This window comes from Paenibacillus sp. TAB_01 (assembly GCF_043945595.1).
Classification (GTDB): Bacteria; Bacillota; Bacilli; order Paenibacillales; family NBRC-103111; genus Paenibacillus_S.
Genome location: NZ_JBIFNP010000001.1, coordinates 4,772,501 through 4,789,228, shown reverse-complemented (window position 1 = coordinate 4,789,228; position 16,728 = coordinate 4,772,501). Strand labels below are relative to the sequence as shown.

Sequence of the window (16,728 nt, the reverse complement as noted above, 5' to 3'; positions counted from 1 at the left end):
GGGTCTTTGTTTATAACCCAAAAGCAAGTTGGTGATATGTATGATTTATGAGTTTCCCGGCGCCTTGCCCAATCAAAATATAATACTGACGAAGAATTGTCTGATTGAAGAGGCGAATTGTGTGCTGATTTTTGCCTTCTACCAAGGGAAGCTGGTTCTTGTTAAGCATCAGTGCCGCGGCTGGGAATTGCCTGGAGGCAGCAGGAAGGAAGGCGAAGCTGTTATCCAAACCGTGATCAGGGAGATGTATGAAGAGACCGGCGGTGAACTCGATTCGATTGAATGGATTGGACAATATTTAATTTTTGAACAGGAGCAGCTTGTATTTGTCAAAAACATTTATATCTCAAAGGTAAGTGTTCTTAGAGACCTGCCCGGCGGGTATGAAACCAGCGAGGTTATGCTGCTGGATACGATTCCAGAGCAGATTGAATTTATTAATGACCCTGCATTTAGCCCATTAATGAAAGACAACGTCTATTTGATTGCGTCGGATTGGATCAAGAAACACCCTCTCTTAGCCTCATTCCCCCTATGAAAAAGATATCCTCCCCAGGCAGGTCCCAGTAAAATAAGATCGAACTGTCCATTGACAAACACCATATATTGATATAAGTTATTTAATATCAACTATATATTGTTTGAACGGGTGCTTTTTCATTGTGAAGAATGAAGGAGCTTAATAGGGAAGACCGGTGAGAAGCCGGCGCGGTTCCGCCACTGTCAGAGAGGAAGACCGATCTAATATGCCACTGGCTTGGTGAGTCGAACAAGCTGGGAAGGCGGATCGATCATGATGATTCTCAAGCCAGGAGACCTGCCTGTTCATTGACACGGCCTGCGGAGAACAGGAAGGTGTCCGTGATGACTTTTAATGTGTGTGTATGTTCCATGCTCATTTTAGCGCATTCGGCCCTTCTATCGCCGAACGCGCTTTTCTATTATTGGAGGAAACGGTGCGCAGCCCATTGCTGCGTATAACCGGAGCTTCCCGGAAAGTAATCGGAATCAGCTTCGGAGGCTAAGGAAGGGGAAGAGGCTGCATGTTGATCGCTTATGATTCCAAGACGGGAAATGTACGCCGTTTTGTGGAGAAGCTGAATATGCGAATGATTCAAATTGAGGACAAGATGACGGTGGATGAGCCGTTCGTCTTAATTACGTATACAACGGGCTTCGGGCAGGTGCCGGCAAAAGTCCTATCCTTTCTTCAGAAGAATCACCGAAATTTAATAGGCGTTTCGGCCAGCGGCAACCGCAATTGGGGCGAGGGCTTTGCCCGCAGCGCCGATCTGATTGCGAAATTATACAAGGTTCCGGTACTCAGCAAGTTCGAGCTTTCAGGTACGAAGCAGGATGTGGAGAGGTTTAAACAGGAGGTGTGCGGAGTTGCTGCATATTGAATTGAATAATTTGCTGCTGCAGAGAGATCCGGAAGGTTTCTTTCAATTGGATAAAGACAAGGAAGCCGTACAGGCGTTTATGAAAGAAGTACATAGCAAGAGCGTCCATTTTGCGGACACGACTGCGAAAGTACGCTATATGATCGATCATGATTATTACGAGGATGTATACCGGCATTATTCGCAAGATGAGGTTGAAGAAATTTATACGATTGCTCATGGTTATGGCTTTGAATTTCCATCGTATATGGCCGCATCCAAGTTTTATACGGACTACGCGATGAAGAGCAATGACCGTGCGTTATATTTGGAGCATTATGCGGACAGGGTCGCGATTGTTGCCCTGCACCTCGCTGCCGGAGATATCCAAACTGCAAGGATGCTGACTGCGGCTATGATGGAGCAGCGCGTACAGCCGGCGACGCCGACCTTCCTGAATGCGGGTAAGAGCCGGCGCGGTGAGATGGTTTCGTGCTTTCTGCTCGAAATGGACGATTCGCTCAACTCCATTAACTATGTTCTCGCTACTTGCATGCAGCTTTCCAAAATCGGCGGAGGCGTAGCGGTGAATTTGTCCAAATTACGCGGTCGCGGCGAATCCATCAAGAATGTGGAAGGTGCGGCGAAAGGCATTATGCCGGTGCTCAAATTGATGGAGGATGCGTTCTCCTATGCCGATCAGATGGGCCAGCGCAGAGGGTCGGGCGCGGCGTATTATAATATTTTCGGCTGGGATATCCTGGAGCTGCTGGACAGCAAGAAAATCAATGCCGACGAGAAAACGCGGCTCAAAACTTTATCGATCGGCTTGATCATTCCCGATAAGTTTTACCAGCTGGCGGAACAGAATAAACCGCTGCATGTATTTGCCCCTTATTCCGTGTATAAGGCCTATGGCATGCATTTGGACGATATGAATCTCGATGAGATGTATGACACGCTGCTGGAGGACGATCGTGTGCGTAAGAAAGCCGTGATGAGCGCGCGGGATATGATGATTAAAATATCCATGATCCAGCTGGAATCCGGCTATCCGTACATTATGAATAAAAGCAATGCCAATCGTGCGCATCCGCTCAAACAGCTCGGTACGATCAAAATGTCCAATCTGTGCACGGAAATATTCCAGCTGCAGGAAACTTCGGAAATAGCGGATTATGGCCAGCCGGATTCGATCCGGCGCGACATTAGCTGCAATCTTGCCTCCTTAAATATCGTCAATGTGATGGAGCGCAGCAAATTGAAGGAATCCGTTCAAGAAGGAATTGTCGCGCTGACCGCGGTCAGCGATATGACGCACATCTCCAACGCCCCCGGCGTCGCCAAAGCGAACCGGGAGATGCATTCGGTCGGACTTGGCGCCATGAACCTTCACGGCTATTTGGCCAAAAACAAAATCGCGTACGAAAGCGAAGAAGCCAGAGATTTCGCCGGTGCCTTTTTCATGATGATGAACTTCTACTCCCTGGAGAAAAGCATGGAAATCGCCAAAGAACGCGGCGTGACGTTTGCCGGCTTCGAGCATTCCGAATATGCCAGCGGAGCTTATTTCGACCGCTATTTAGCAACGGATTATAGACCGGTGACAAGTAAAGTACAGCAGCTGTTCAAGGAGATGGCGGTTCCTTCGCCGGAAGATTGGGCGCAATTGAAGCTTGCCGTGCAGAAGCACGGATTATATCATGCCTACCGGCTCGCCATAGCGCCGACGCAGAGCATTTCCTATATCCAGAATGCCACCTCCAGCGTCATGCCGATCGTGGAGCAGATCGAAACGCGGACTTACGCCAACTCGACCACCTATTATCCGATGCCGTATTTGAGCAAGGATAACTATTTTTACTATAAATCGGCTTATCAGATGGATCAATTCAAGGTGCTGGATTTGATCGCAGCCATTCAAGTGCATGTGAACCAAGGCATATCCACAGTCCTGCACGTTAATAGCGATGTGACGACGAGACAGCTCGCAAGATATTATATTTACGCAGCCAAGAAAGGACTGAAGTCTCTTTATTACACCCGGACGAACCATCTTTCCGTCGAAGAGTGCATCAGTTGTTCCGTATAAGAAAGCTGGAGAGGAGTGACAGCAATGAGTGTCTGGAAAGCAGTGAACTGGAACCGTCCCGATGACGAGTTTACAGATACATTCTGGAAGCAAAATATTATGCAGTTTTGGACGGATGAGGAAATCCCGCTGTCCGACGACAAAATGTCCTGGCTGACCTTAACCGAAGCGGAGCGGGAGCTGTACATGAAGGTGCTCGGCGGGCTGACTTTGCTGGATACCGTGCAGGGCGGCGTCGGCATGCCGAAAATTCTTGAATTGGTTGACGGGCTGCAGCGCAAAGCCGTTCTCGGTTTTATGGGGATGATGGAGCAAATCCATGCCAAATCGTACAGCAGTATTTTTACGACCTTAGCTTCGACAGAAGAGATCGACGCCATCTTCCAATGGATTGAGAACAACCGTTTCCTGCAGACGAAGGCGGAGACGATCTCCCAATATTATAACGGCATCACTTCGCGCAAAGATTTGTATCTGGCGATGGCCGCTTCCGTGCTGCTGGAAAGCTACTTGTTCTACAGCGGCTTCTTTTATCCGCTCTACTTGGCCGGGCAAGGCAAAATGACGAGCAGCGGAGAGATTATCAATCTGATTCTCCGCGATGAAAGCATTCACGGCTTGTACGTAGGCATGCTGGCTCAGGAGCTTTATGCCCAGATGGATGAGGACGAGCAGCAGGCCGCTTATGAGACGCTGCAAGGCCTTCTGCGTTATTTGCATAGCAATGAGGAGCAGTACACCGAGGCATTGTATTCCGCTGTGGGCTTGACGGACGAAGTGAAGGCCTTCTTGCGTTACAACGCGAATAAGGCAATGATGAATCTGGGGCTGGAGCCGTTATTCCCGGACGAAGAGATTAATCCGATTGTCCTCAACGGGATCAATACCCGCACGAAGCAGCACGATTTCTTCTCCAAGAAAGGCAACGGCTATATTCGGACGGTGAATGTGGAAACGTTGACGGATGATGATTTTCTGTTCGGCGATTGACGCTGGCGCCAGCGCCAGCGCTTGCCCAAAACGGAATTTTAATATATGATCAGATAGATTTCAACCGAAATTCATAATTGCATATTGTGGGAACAAGGTGCTTTAGCGGCAGCTAAAGCTTAAAAGGGAAGTTCGGTGCAATGCCGACGTGGTCCCGCCACTGTAATGGAAGAGTCTCAGCAACGATGCCACTGGTCTTAGGATCGAACCGGGAAGGCTGCTGAAGATGAAGAATCCAGAGCCAGGAGACCTGCCTGTTCTGTCAGCACTGCTTTTACCTACGGAAGATAGGGAAGTGTTAAGGACGGCTTGTCGTTTGTTTCTCAACAATCGGGGCATCTTTACCTTTCTTCACTTCTGGGTAAAGATGTCTTTTTTGCATTTTACTTCAGAAAGAGAGAAGGAATCTTAGTCATGCTTCATTCATTTACACGCAACAAAATCACGCTTCAGCTTGTCTTGCTTGCCCTGTGTTTACTCCTTGCGATAGTGGGATGCAGTCCGGCTGCGCAGCCACAAGCTAATTCATCACCTGCATCCGGCAGCGCGCACCCGGAAGAAGTGGTTCTGGCCGCTCCGCGCGACCTGGCTCCAGGACCTCAGGATGCTTATTATACGAGCACCATTCTTTATGTGTGGGAGCCTTTAATTACAGCGTCCGAGGACGGACAGCCTGCTCCCAAGCTGGCCAAGTCTTGGACCATGTCGCAGGATGGCAAAGAGTGAACCTTTCAGCTGCGGGAGAATGTCAAATTTCATGATGGCGAGAAGCTGAATGCCGATGCGGTGATCGCTAACTTTAACCGGTACAAGCAGGTCAGCCCCAAGAGTTCACCGTTCTATACGTTAGATATCAAAAGCTCCTATCCAGGATTAAAAGACGTCGTCAAAATCGACGACATGTCCTTCAAGCTCGTCTTTGAAAATCCGCAGCCGACCTTGCTGTATTCGATGGTGAATTTCTCCAGCCCGATCTATAGTCCCAAAAATTTCAATGAAAAGGGAGATTTCAACGGACTCCCGCAAGGGACGGGCCCTTTCAAGCTGGTCGAGCATCAGAAGGATCAATATGCCCTGCTGGAAGCCTTTGACGGATATTACGGGGAGAAAGCGGCTGCCAAGCGGATTCGCGTTCGCGTGATTCCAGATCCCGATACCAGGCTTGCTGCGCTGAAGTCCGGCGAAATTATGGGGGTGATGGACTTGGGCGCGATCCCGCCGACCTTAGCGAAGGAGCTGCTGAAGGATTCGCAATTCGAAATATCGGCGACCAAATCGACGATCTCTCACTACCTGCACCCTAATGGGAAAAAAGCGCCTTTCGATAACCCCAATATGCGTCAAGCCGTTAGCATGATGATCGACCGTCAGCAGTTAGTGAAGGAGCTTTACCTGGGTTATCCAACGGCCACGGTGAATTTCTTGAATAACACCTCGCCTTTCTATAAAGATATGAAGCCGGACTACCGCCCGGAGGAAGCGAAGAAATTAGCTGTTGAAGTCCTTGGCAGTCAAAGAAAAAGCATCGATCTGATCGTTCCGACCTATGGCTTGGACCGCTATCCTTATAAAGCGCAAGCGGAGCTGTTCCAGTCCGTATTGAAGGATTTGCAGCTGGACGTCAATATCCGGATTCTGGACGGGGCGGCATTCAAGGAAGCGCAGTCCAAAGGGGATTATGACTTGGCTCTCGCCACACAAGGATTGCCGAACGGAGATCCGTATACGCTGTTCACCAACTATTTATCCAGCACGGGCTCCAGCAATAAGAGCTACAGCCTTGGATACAAGAATGACAGAGTGGACCAGCTGCTCAATCAAGTGAAAACCACCTTGAGTATGGACGAGCGGAAAAACATCTATAACGAGCTTCAGACGATTGCCGCATCCGATCTACCGACGATTCCCCTCTTTAACGATGCCAGCTTGATTGCTTACAACAAGAAAATTACAGGCTATAAAGCGACGATTTACGGAACGACGCTTCCCGAGCTCAAGTGGGCCTCTTAAGATGATGTACTTCTTGAGACGGATAGCGGCAGCCATTCCGGTCATGATGGGTATTTCTTTAATAGCTTTTGCTTTAAGTGCAGCTTCGCCCGGAGATCCTGCGGTCGAAGCTTTAACCTTGAATGGGGTCAACGAGCCGACGCAGTCCGAGATCGATGCCAAGCGAGCGGAGCTTGGACTGAACGATCCGATGGCGGTCCAATATATTCATTGGCTGTGGAGAGCCTGTCACGGGGATCTGGGAACATCCTACATGACGAAAGAATCCGTGAGCGGAGAACTCCTTCGCCGGCTGCCCGTCACGTTAAGCGTGTCGGGCATGGCTCTAATCATTGCCGTTGGGACAGGGATTCCACTGGGCATGCTGATGGCTCTAATGAAAAATACGGCCGTGGATCATACAGCTAGAATTGCAGCATTATCGTTGGTTTCCATCCCCGGGTTCTGGCTGGCTATTCTGATGATCACGGTATTCTCCGAAAAGCTTCACTGGCTGCCGACCAGCGGTTATGGAACGATAAAGCACCTCATCATGCCCGCCATCGTATTGGCAGCAGGAACGAGTGCGGTGCTGATGCGCTTAACACGCGCGGCTCTGCTTGAGGTATGGAATCAGGCTTATATAGTAACCGCCAAAGCCAAAGGACTGCGCGACATACGCATATTACTCATTCATGCATTGCGTAACGCGATGATTCCGCTCATTACCGTCATTGGTTCATACTTTGGAGCCATTCTGGGCGGTTCGGTCATTGTGGAAGTGATTTTTGCCATACCGGGAATAGGAAGATTCGCTATGGATGGGATCTTTCGCAGAGATTACCCTGTGATACAGGGCTATGTCGTATTTACGGGACTTGTCTATGTCGCCTTCAATGTATTGGTTGATTTCTCCTATCTTGTGATACACCCGCAATTGAGGCTGGGAGGGAAGCTTCAATGAAGCTGAAGCTGAAACGCGGCTTGAATGGGGGCCCCGCCAATGAAACGCTGATGAAGGGGGCTGCCGGGTTCGCATGTCTCGTGCTTCTGTTCGTATTATTATGCAGCTTCCTGGCACCTTGGATCGCGCCGTATGACCTCAATCAGGTTCAGATGTCGGAGCGTCTCGCTCCGCTCTCGCCAGCCCATATTCTGGGGACGGATACGCTGGGAAGAGATGTGTTCAGCCGGCTTCTTTATGGCGGAAGAGTCTCCATCGTTCTCGCCATTGCGGTAACGGCCGTTACGATGGGGCTCGGTCTGATTATCGGGACAATAGGAGGCTATTGGGGAGGCTGGATCGATGATCTCATCCAAGGGATCGTCAGCATTTTTCAAGGCTTGCCGGGCTTGGCGTTCATGCTTGCCATTGCCGGTACGCTGGGGCCCGGGATGAAGAGCTTGTTCATCGCCCTTATCGTCACTTCATGGCCGGAATTCTCGCGTGTCGTTCGCGGTGAAGTAATGAAGCTCCGCGAAGAACCTTATGTTGAAGGCATCCGCGCCCTTGGAGCCGGGCCTTGTTATATGATTCTCCGTCACATCCTTCCTAATATGATAGGACCATTAATCGTATTATTTACGATCCGGATCGGACGAGTTATTTTATCCATCGCTTCGCTGAGCTTTCTGGGACTTGGGCTTCAACCGCCGGAGGCCGATTGGGGAGTGATGGTGAATGATGCCAGGCCGTACTTCCGAAGCTATGCCCATCTTATGCTGGCTCCCGGGCTTTGTATTGCCATCGTTTCATTGTGTATTAACTGGATAGGCGATTACCTGAGAGACAGGCTGGATACTAAATCGACTCAAGAGAAATCGCTGCTTTAATACGGGAAGGAAGTGAGTATGTGGCTCCGCTTCTTCAAATACGTCAGGTGAAGGCTTCTTTTCGTATCCGAGAAGGGATGGTTCATGCAGTAAATGGGGTTTCTCTTGATCTGCATCAAGGAGAAATCTGGGGTCTGATCGGTGAAACGGGCAGCGGTAAATCGGTTCTTGGCCTTTCGATTCCCGGTCTTCTTCCCGATACGGCCGAAGTCACCGGATCTATCGTGTTCAAAGGACAAGATTTGTTAAAGCTCGACCGGAAAAGCATACGTAAATGGAGAGGAAGCGAAATTGCTCTGATCCCGCAAAATCCGGCAGCCTCTCTTAATCCTGTGCTGACAATAGGGTATCAGTTGAAAGAGGCTATCGCGCGACACCGCAGAACGAGCAGCGGCAAGCAATGGAATAAAGAGGCCCAGCGGCTGCTTAGCCAATTGCATATGCCTGAACCGGAGCACAAGCTGGGAAGCTATCCTTTTCAGCTTAGCGGCGGGATGAAGCAGCGGGTTCTTGCCGCCATTGGCATGTGCGGCCATCCGTCGCTAATTATTGCCGATGAACCCACCAAAGGCTTGGACGCGATGGTCAGGTACCAGACGGTAGAAATGATGCGCAGGGTCGCGTACCAGACAGGCGCGGGGATGCTGGTCATCACGCACGATCTGCATGTAGCGGAATCGCTGTGCGATGTGGTCGGTGTCATGTATGCAGGCCAGATCGTGGAGCAGGGGCATGCCGCAGACATTTTTCGAAACCCCAGACACCCGTATACCCAAGGGCTTCTTGCATCGATGCCTGCCCGGGGGATGGTGCCCATCCCGGGTTCAAGCGCGAGCTGGACGGAACCGGGCAGCGGCTGCTCATTTTACAGCCGGTGCAGACACAGCCGGCCCGAATGCGGCTTAAGGATGCCGGAGCTGTATGCTGCAGCTATGCCTTCGGCATCCATACAGAGCAACTGCAGCAGTCCGAAAGCGGCGGAAGGCAGCAAAGTGAGGTGTTTTCTTTATGATCCGGGTCGCCGGCCTGAGCAAAACCTTTAGCAGCGGCTGGCTGCATAAACGAAGCCTTCGGGCGGTTCACAATATTTCATTGGAGATAGCGCCAGGGGAGACATTAGGCTTAATAGGGGAGAGCGGCTGCGGCAAATCGACCTTATCCCGCCTCCTGCTGAAGCTTCTTCCGGCAGATCCAGGGGGCCATATTGTGTTTAACGGCCACGATATTTCCAATTTTACGATGAAACAGATGCAGCCGCTCCGCAGGCAAATGCAAATTTTATTTCAGCATCCGGACTCCGCATTCAATCCACGGCAAACCATTCTTCGAAGCCTGATGGAGCCGATAACATTGCACCGTTTGATGGACAGAGGAGCCGGCGAAGCCAAAATATTGGAGCTTTTGGAGCTTGTCGGGCTTCACCGCGACCTTCTGTACAGGTATCCCCATCAGATCAGCGGGGGACAGATTCAGCGGGTCGTTATTGCCAGATCTCTGACTTTAGAGCCCAAGCTGCTCATTCTTGATGAGCCCACTTCCATGCTGGATGTTTCCGTACAAGCGCAAGTCATTGAACTGCTCCAGCACATTCAGAAACAATATCGGATGGCTTACTTATTCATCTCCCATGATTTGGACCTCGTACGCCATACTTCTCATCGAATAGCGGTTATGCACAAGGGCTGCTTGGTAGAACAGGGGAATAGCGAGGCTGTATGGGAGCAGCCGGAGCATCCCTATACACAACAGTTGACGCAGGCTTTTAAAGCCTTTTCATCCATCATGAAACCATGAATATAAGGAGAGAAAACGAATGTCAAATCAAAGCAGCGACCTCTGCACTTACGCCTTCTGAATATTGGATTCAAGCCTGGGAGCAAGCGGCTGCGGAAGATGTCCGCGTAGGCCTGGATGCAGAGGAAGAGAAGTTCTGGGTCCTGAACGCGCCTGCTTATGATGAGCGGAATCCGTTAGCCCCGTACACCCAAGCTTTAATGAATACCGTCTACGGGATGCTCTCACCGGGGGATCATCTGCTGGAAATAGGGCCCGGAACAGGCGGCTTCACGCAATTGCTTGCCCCCTATGTCCATGAGATTACCCTTATTGAACCGTCGCAGGCGATGTATAAGGAGCTATGCGGCAGCTGGCCTGTCGGAGACAGACCGCTTCCTGAAGCGATCATTACGAAGTGGGAGGAAGCTCCCGAACTCAAGGCGGATATCGTATTTGGAGCCAACGCTTTTTATCGTATCCGCGATATGAAAGCAAGCTTGCTGAAAATGAACGAAACCGCACGGCGTCACGTGTTCCTAATACAGTCTGTCGGCAGGCCGTTCGCAGGACCGCTACGAGTCAAAGAGAACGGGCAGGTAACGGAAAGGGAACGAGCGGAGGTATTATCCGGGCTTTTGCATGAGTTAAATATTGTGCATACGTACGTAACTTTTCCAACGCGGCGAAAAAACGGCATGATTCATGATGTTGCTTTAATTCACTGGAGTAAATAACATAGTCTGTACGTTAATAACATATGGTCATCATCCTATCTGCAATGGTATTATAACTTGAACTGTAGGGTAAGCGCCCCGCGTAGTCCCAATAGAGCTGGAATGCTTCCGTGGAAATAAGTTGATCGCAGTGAAGACGCGGGTACGCTTGATGCTTTTTAGTTATCTATGACTAGCGGAGGGGCTTATGCCGAACAAAAGGTTATTTTATAAATATTTATTTTCATATGTATTGGCCGGGTCCGATTCCTGTCGTCATCCTTGGCGTCATTCTATATTTGAATGCGGTTACAAATCTGCAGGCCGAAATCACCGGATTTCATTTGAATAAGCTGGATCAAGCCAAGATGAACCTGGATACGAGCGTATCGGCCCTCTTGCAGACGGCCCAGCAAATTTCCAGTGATACCAAGCTGGCTCCCTACTCGATTGATAAAGGCTACAGGCCGGTAGAAACGGCAGCGCTCCTTAAGAAATACAAGGATGTGAATCCGCTCATCAGCGAAATATTTTTGTTTTACCGAAATATCGACATGCTGTATACTTCTTCAGGCAGCTTCTCCAGCGATTCATTCAAGCAGTATATGTATACTGAGTATGGCTGGAACAAGCTGTACTTTTTGACTATTGAAAGTATAGCTTCAGGCGATGAGGCAGGTGCTTTGGCTGGCGGCAATACGGTCGGCATGTTCATCCCGATTCCGCTTTATTCCTCCGCGCCCGCGGGAGTTCTGGCTTTTGCGATCCGCGCCTCCGCCTTAACGGATATCGTTCAGAGCGTGAGCGGCATGTCGGACAGCGGCACGTTTATTTTGGATCAGGCGGGTAAGTTTCTTGCGGTAGATAATCGCAGCATCCATATCTCGGAGCAGCGGTTGATAGAATTAATTCATGCCAATAAAGAACCGGGTATTCATGCGTTTGATTACGAGGGTACCTCTTATTCGTACTTGCTTGCCAAATCCGAAAAGACGAATTGGAGCCTCATTACTATCTTGCCGAACAATCGGCTGTTTCAGAATGTCCGTAATATGCAGCGGTTCATGCTGTGGCTCCTCTTTGCTTTTGCCGCCGGCGCCGTACTTATCGGTGTTTATTTGACAGCCCGGAATTATGCGCCGGTACGCAAGCTGCAGAGCACGATGGAAAGAACGCTGGAAAATAATCAGCTGCTTAACAGCAAGATTCACGAGCAGGGTGAGGTCATTCGAGAGGTGTGGCTATCGCATCTGCTTGAGGGGAAATCCCTGGATCAGCCTGAGCTGAACGAAGTGGAGGGCTTCCTTGGCAGCGGCGGAAGGTTTATGGCAGCTTATATTCAATTCCGCAGCGGCACGGAGCTAAAGGCGGAAGCCAGATCGGCCTTAGCAGTCATGTACCGCTCGCTGCAATTTGAAGGGGGCAGCGGCTATGGCGTGGAGCTGCATCATGAGGACGCAATAGCCTTCATTGTGAATCTGCGGAATGAGGCGGACAGTAGACGGAAGCTGGCCGTGCAATTGGAAATGATGAACGAAAGGGCGAGAGCGCAGCTTCAAGTGGAACCGGTAACAGGGATCGGTGGCGTATGCTTAAGACTGCAAGATCTTCATCGTTCATACATTGAAGCCAAGGGCGTTCTTCAATATTTTCCGCATCAGGGGGAAACCCGAGCCATTTTCTTCGATGAATATTTTACCCAAGCGCAGGAACGGTTCTGGTATCCGCTTGAGGAGCAGGTGCGGCTGTCCCAATCCTTGCTGCAGGGGGATATCATGCTGGCCGAGGAATCGATTCGCCTTATGTTCACCAAGATCGCCTCGAGGGATCATTCTCTGGAAATGGTTCGCTATATCTACTACGATATCATCAATATGGTCATCAAAATCGTCAATAAGCTTCGGCCGGACAGTTTCCAGGAAGAAATCAGAGCGCTGCTTAAGTTTCACTCAGCCGAACAGCTGGAGACTCATCTTCTGCATCTTGCACGAAAGCTGTGCGAATCTGCGTTAGAGGAGAAGAATAAGAAGGACGAAACCTTATTCGCCCCTATTGTTGAATGGATCCAAGAGCGGTATCCGTCTCCCGATATGTCCTTGGATTATGCCGCACGGCACTTTGGGATGACCCCCTCCTACTTAAGCAAGCTGTTTAAGCAGGAAACAGGGGAATCGTTCTCAGATTTCTTAAAGGCGCTGCGGTTTGCGGCATTTAAGAAGGCGCTGGTGGCAACGGAACGAAGCATTAAGGAATTGGTCGGCGAGGTCGGCTATTGGGATGTATCCAGCTTTACCAGAGCATTCAAGCAACTGGAAGGAATGACTCCGGGTGAATACCGTAAGCTTCATAAGAAATAGGAAGACCAGCCGTTTTCGGTACGACGAAATCGGCTGTTTTTCTTGTGAAGGGCTGCATGGTTTTCTGCATGCTTTTCGAATCGTTTCTGATAAGATAGAGGGAGAGGGGGACAACACATGTCGATAGTAAGCAAGCTATTTATTAAAAAAAGCAGCGTTCAGCAAAAAATGCTCCTTGCCTTCCTGTGCCTGATTGTATTTCCGTTGGGCGTGTTCGGGTATACGTCCCTTGCGATCACCAAGCGGACGATTGAGGAGCAGGCCGGTGCCGCCAAGCTGAAATCGCTCGGACTGATTTCGCAGAAACTGGAAATTATGGCATCAGATTTGACAGCGATTTCCAATATTTACTTTTCCAATGACGACCTGCGGTCATTGCTGCTCGCGCCGCCGGAAAATCAAGCCTATCAGGAGCGGGCTAAGAGCCAGTTTTTGACCAAGCTGATCGTAACTTACCGCTATGCCTACACATGGCTGGAATATTATACCTCGATTTTCGGCTTCAACGGCACCGAGCTGCATACGTTTTACGGCGGCAATAAAATCGGCATCGATTCCATCAAGGCGGAGCCGTGGTACCCGCAAGCGGCGCAGCTGAACGGGGGAACCTTATGGGTTTCCAACCCATCGAAGCGGCTCATCCCGACGATTAATGAGGATCATTACGTATCGGTCGTTCGGCTGCTCAAGGATTTCGAGGCGGATAAGGCGGTCGGACTGCTTATGATTAACGTCGGGGAAAGCTTTCTGTATAACCAATATGCGGAGGCCGCACAGAAGGAAGAGCGCATGCTGCTGTTCGACAAGGACGGGGTCATCATCTCCGCGCGCGATAAAGGCACGCTCGGTCAGAAGCTCGGCCAAGAGCCGTATTATCACCAATTTACCGATAATACGGGGCATTTTAAAGAACAGATCGACGGACGGCCCATGCTGGTTACGTATCACAAGGTGGAGAGCACCGGCTGAACCATTGTCTGTTACACACCCTTGGATTCGCTGCTGCAGAACATTGATCAGGCGGAATGGTATACGTTGATCGTTTTCTCTTTTGTACTCGGATTGTCCATCATCGTATCCTATGTTATCGCAAGCCGGTTTTCCATTCCGATTCGCAGACTGTATGTAAGTATGAAAAAGGTGGAAATGGGCGATCTAAGCGAACGGTCCACGATTCGGGGAAGCGACGAGGTCGGCGAGCTCGCGCAAAAATTCAACCGTATGGTTGCCAGGATTGAAGAGCTCCGCGACAAGGTCATTGAAGAGCAGCAGCTTAAGCGCAGAACCGAGCTGCAAAATTTGCAGTCGCAAATCAATACTCACTTCCTGTATAACACACTCGCGTCCATTCGTTCGCTGCTTCTGACAGATACGCCTGCAAAGGTAGACTCGGTCATTGTTGCCTTGGTTAAGCTGCTGCGGAAAACGTTATCGGCTGAAAGCGAATACATCCCTATTGCCGAGGAATTGGATAACTTGCGCAATTATGTGCATATCCAAATGGCACGGCAGTACGGAGAGCTGTTTGTCGAGTTTGACATTGAAGAACGGATCGAACCGTACGGTACGCTAAAGCTGCTGCTGCAGCCGATTGTTGAAAATGCGATTTTCCACGGCATCGAGCCCAAGAATGGCCCCGGACGCATTATCGTCAAAGGCTGGATGGAGGGCGATAATGTGCGTTTCCGCATCCGTGACGATGGGGTCGGCATCGCACTGGCCGAAGGACCGGACGGAGCAAAGACGCTTACCGAGCAGATGCTTTCCTCCGCAGGCGGCATGGGGCTCCGCAATGTACAGCACCGTATGCGGCTGCATTTCGGCGACAGCTACGGAATTGAGGTCCATAGCTTGCTTGAGGGAGGAACGGCGATCGATCTCACATGGCCTGTGTTTATCCGAATAGAGGAGCTGAAACGGAAATGAATGTACTGATTGTGGACGATGAAGCGCAAATTCGCCGCTGGTTCGATATTTTGATTCGTCAAACGGGGCTGCCCCTTCATATTGCCGGTTCCTGCGGGAACGGACAAGAGGCGCTGCAGGTATGCGGCGAGAAGCGGGTCGATCTCGTTATCACCGACATCAAGATGCCCGTCATGGACGGCATCGAGCTGATCCGCCGGCTGAAGGAAGAGCACCCGGCGGTGCGCACCCTTATTTTGAGCTCCTACAGCGAGTTTCATTACGCGTCGGAGGCGATCAAGGCCGGGGCGCGGGATTATATTTTAAAGGCCGAGGTTACGGTAGAAGCGCTGCGCGAGGTCATTGGCAAGGTAATGACGGAGCTTGAGCAGGAGCGGAACCGGGCGGAAGAGGTGTATATGCTGAAAACCACCTTGACGGTCAACCAATATGCGCTTCGCTCGATGTATTTCAATGAGCTGATCCGGGGGAAGCCGATGGCTGTACAAGAGTTCGACGTCAAGATGAGCACATTTCACATCCCGCTGCAAAACAAGTCTGTCGTGCTCATGATTATCCGGCCGGATGATGACCCTGCGGAGGAGCAGCCGGTAAAAATTCACGACCGCGAGCTGCTCGATTCCGCCGTGGTGAATATCGTGGACGAAACGCTGCTGACCGAGACGGGCAACGGCTGCTGCTTTGTCAGCGAGCATGGATGGTACACGGCGGTGTGCAATACGCCGCTATCGGGAGACAGGTCGTTCAGGGAGTCCGTGCATTTATATGCGCACCGGATTGCGGTCCATCTGCAGGACTACTTGGGACTGCCGGTGTCCATAGGCATCAGTCTGCCCGGCGCCGGCATCACTTTGCTGGGGCGGATGTACGAGGAGGCGGCCGAGGCCTTGAGTCATAAGCGATTTTACAGCACGCGAACGATTGCATGGGCTCAGGACGGCAGGACGCTTGTCCATAGCCATTCCTCCCATGAGGCGCAGACGGAGCTGGAGGCGATGTCCAAGCTGCTCAACCGGCGCCAATATCGCCAGGCGCTGGAGCGTCTGGAGCAGTTCCTCGAGCAGATGGGCCAGGGCAAAATGCCGGAGGCGGAGCTGAAATCGTTTTGCCTGGAGACCGTGTACCAGGTTCAGCGGCTGCTTCGTTCCTTCAAGCCGTCTCATGAAGCGGCGGCACCCCAGGAGAGGAATGTGCCTCATGAGGAAATTACCGAGCATTCGACCTTTTGGCAGGTAAAGGAATGGCTGATTGCAAGGATGACCCGCGATCTGGAAGAGGCGGAGCAGCTTAGCCGTCCGTACAGCGATCCCATCCGCAAAGTATGTGAGTTTGTCGAGACATCGTATGCCGAGGACATCTCTTTGCAGCATGCGGCGGACTTCGTTCATTTGAATAAAACGTACTTAAGCGAGCTGTTCAAGAAGGAAATGAGGGTCAGCTTTAACGAGTATTTGACGAAAGTCCGTATCCGCGAGGCGCAGGAGCTGATTCTGGCGGGTGAAACGAGGATGGGGATGCTCGCCGAGAAGGTCGGGTATCCGGACGGCAGTTACTTTACGAAGGTTTTCAAGAAAACGACCGGCATGACGCCGATGGAATATAAGCAGCAATTGGCCCGAACATACGAAAATAAGACCAAATGACCCGAACATTTGACCAAAACGGATGCT

15 protein-coding genes and 2 riboswitches are annotated in these 16,728 nt (G+C 50.8%); all 15 genes read left to right on the top strand.

Translation table 11 applies throughout. The annotated features are described in order from the left end of the window. Window positions 1-40 precede the first annotated feature (40 nt). The 15 genes from ACHHV8_RS23185 (at window position 41) to ACHHV8_RS23115 (ending at window position 16,701) form a co-directional block, all read left to right on the top strand. On the top strand, window positions 41-538 hold the full coding sequence (locus ACHHV8_RS23185) for an NUDIX domain-containing protein (protein ID WP_395161813.1): 498 nt from the start codon (window positions 41-43) through the stop codon (window positions 536-538). A 92-nt stretch (window positions 539-630) separates the two neighbouring features. Next, window positions 631-839: riboswitch (cobalamin riboswitch) on the top strand. Window positions 840-1,043: 204 nt separating this feature from the next. Then, on the top strand, window positions 1,044-1,403 hold the full coding sequence (gene nrdI, locus ACHHV8_RS23180) for a class Ib ribonucleoside-diphosphate reductase assembly flavoprotein NrdI (RefSeq protein WP_395161812.1): 360 nt from the start codon (window positions 1,044-1,046) through the stop codon (window positions 1,401-1,403). Further along, window positions 1,390-3,474: a class 1b ribonucleoside-diphosphate reductase subunit alpha gene (gene nrdE / locus ACHHV8_RS23175; protein WP_395161811.1), complete on the top strand. Its 2,085-nt coding sequence runs from the start codon at window positions 1,390-1,392 to the stop codon at window positions 3,472-3,474. The genes nrdI and nrdE overlap by 14 nt, the downstream gene beginning before the upstream one ends. Window positions 3,475-3,498: 24 nt before the next feature. Continuing rightward, window positions 3,499-4,464: a class 1b ribonucleoside-diphosphate reductase subunit beta gene (gene nrdF / locus ACHHV8_RS23170; RefSeq protein WP_395161810.1), complete on the top strand. Its 966-nt coding sequence runs from the start codon at window positions 3,499-3,501 to the stop codon at window positions 4,462-4,464. Between the two features lie 77 nt (window positions 4,465-4,541). After that, window positions 4,542-4,736: riboswitch (cobalamin riboswitch) on the top strand. A 142-nt stretch (window positions 4,737-4,878) separates the two neighbouring features. Further along, a complete protein-coding gene (locus ACHHV8_RS23165; protein WP_395161809.1) occupies window positions 4,879-5,190 on the top strand; it encodes a hypothetical protein in 312 nt (103 codons plus the stop codon). 9 nt (window positions 5,191-5,199) lie between these two features. Then, a complete protein-coding gene (locus tag ACHHV8_RS23160) occupies window positions 5,200-6,474 on the top strand; it encodes an ABC transporter substrate-binding protein (protein WP_395163601.1) in 1,275 nt (424 codons plus the stop codon). A gap of 1 nt (window position 6,475) precedes the next feature. Then, window positions 6,476-7,417 (top strand): nickel ABC transporter permease, encoded by a 942-nt coding sequence (gene nikB / locus ACHHV8_RS23155; RefSeq protein WP_395161808.1) that lies wholly within the window; start codon window positions 6,476-6,478, stop codon window positions 7,415-7,417. Continuing rightward, entirely contained in the window at window positions 7,414-8,286 is an 873-nt protein-coding gene (locus ACHHV8_RS23150; protein ID WP_395161807.1) for an ABC transporter permease, read from the top strand. The genes nikB and ACHHV8_RS23150 overlap by 4 nt, the downstream gene beginning before the upstream one ends. Before the next feature lie 20 nt (window positions 8,287-8,306). After that, the gene (locus tag ACHHV8_RS23145) at window positions 8,307-9,329 is read left to right on the top strand and encodes an ABC transporter ATP-binding protein (protein ID WP_395161806.1); all 1,023 of its coding nucleotides are present in this window, start codon (window positions 8,307-8,309) and stop codon (window positions 9,327-9,329) included. Further along, window positions 9,295-10,080, top strand: coding sequence for an ABC transporter ATP-binding protein (locus ACHHV8_RS23140; RefSeq protein WP_395161805.1), 786 nt, complete (start codon window positions 9,295-9,297; stop codon window positions 10,078-10,080). Before ACHHV8_RS23145 ends, ACHHV8_RS23140 begins: the two co-directional genes overlap by 35 nt. Next, on the top strand, window positions 10,077-10,796 hold the full coding sequence (locus ACHHV8_RS23135) for a hypothetical protein (RefSeq protein ID WP_395161804.1): 720 nt from the start codon (window positions 10,077-10,079) through the stop codon (window positions 10,794-10,796). Before ACHHV8_RS23140 ends, ACHHV8_RS23135 begins: the two co-directional genes overlap by 4 nt. A gap of 227 nt (window positions 10,797-11,023) precedes the next feature. After that, window positions 11,024-13,132, top strand: a complete 2,109-nt coding sequence (locus ACHHV8_RS23130) for a helix-turn-helix domain-containing protein (RefSeq protein ID WP_395161803.1) — start codon at window positions 11,024-11,026, stop codon at window positions 13,130-13,132. Window positions 13,133-13,249: 117 nt separating this feature from the next. After that, window positions 13,250-14,101 (top strand): cache domain-containing protein, encoded by an 852-nt coding sequence (locus tag ACHHV8_RS23125; RefSeq protein ID WP_395161802.1) that lies wholly within the window; start codon window positions 13,250-13,252, stop codon window positions 14,099-14,101. Window positions 14,102-14,167: 66 nt separating this feature from the next. Next, entirely contained in the window at window positions 14,168-15,058 is an 891-nt protein-coding gene (locus tag ACHHV8_RS23120) for a sensor histidine kinase (RefSeq protein WP_395161801.1), read from the top strand. Then, the gene (locus ACHHV8_RS23115) at window positions 15,055-16,701 is read left to right on the top strand and encodes a response regulator (RefSeq protein WP_395161800.1); all 1,647 of its coding nucleotides are present in this window, start codon (window positions 15,055-15,057) and stop codon (window positions 16,699-16,701) included. Before ACHHV8_RS23120 ends, ACHHV8_RS23115 begins: the two co-directional genes overlap by 4 nt. The last annotated feature ends 27 nt before the right edge of the window (window positions 16,702-16,728 follow it).